This window comes from Actinomadura sp. SCN-SB (genome assembly GCF_043906805.1).
Lineage (GTDB): Bacteria > Actinomycetota > Actinomycetes > Streptosporangiales > Streptosporangiaceae > Spirillospora.
The window spans coordinates 1-794 of the sequence record NZ_JBIMPP010000176.1 but is presented as its reverse complement, the minus strand read 5'-3'; the positions used below and the strand labels follow the sequence as shown (position 1 = coordinate 794).

Below are 794 nucleotides of genomic sequence, written 5' to 3'. Positions count from 1 at the left end.
ATGTTGCAGTCGGTATCGTGGGGTTGTGCCGAGTCCCAAGCCTGAGCCCGTGGTGTTGACCGATGATGAGCGGCGGACGCTGGAAGCGTAGGCGCGTCGCCGCAAAACGCGCGCGCACTGGCGCACCTGCCGAGCCGAGTACCCCGGGTGGTGGCGGGTCGCCAACCCTCCGGCCCGCCACACCTGTACTTGGCCGCACCACCGGCCGTACAACAACGGGTGTGGTGACGCCATCGCCCAACCCGTGCCGGTGTTGGGATGCGGCGCCACGTTGCGGTCGCTGAACCGGTCCCAATAGGCGCGCTGACCCTTCCGTACTTCGTCGCCCTGAGAGTCAGCCTGCCGGGCCGAGTTTGGTTGGGCGAGCCAGCAGGGAGATGACTCTCCGGTTCGGCGTGGTGTCGGCCAGGCAGGGGCTCCTATCGGTGTCTGACGATGGCGTGCGGCTCGTTACGGCGCGGAACAGCTCGATGGGTGCCCGGCACTGCGCCGCCAGAACGCGCTCATCAAAGCCCTCCGCGTCCAGGAGCTCCACTGCTTTCGGTAGCAGCGAAGGCTGTTCGAGCACCTGCACTTGGCCGGGTTCGTTTCGACGCCAGCTCTACTACCGGTGCCGCTACGCCCAGGAGTACGCCCTGGCCAACCAGATCGACCACCCCAAGATTGTCTACCTGCGGGAGGCCGACGTCCTCCCCGCCATCGACCAATGGCTGGCCACCGCGTTCGCCCCGGGCCGTATCCAATCGACCATCGACGCCCTCGCCGCGCAAGCAGCCGACCCCGACGAGGCGGCC

Annotated in this window: 1 protein-coding gene; it reads left to right on the top strand. The window is 67.8% G+C overall.

Annotation, left to right across the window (positions count from 1 at the left end):
- Positions 1–377: 377 nt before the first annotated feature.
- Positions 378–794: hypothetical protein (locus ACGWYJ_RS38930; protein ID WP_395111721.1), on the top strand; the 417-nt coding region annotated here is incomplete at its 3' end.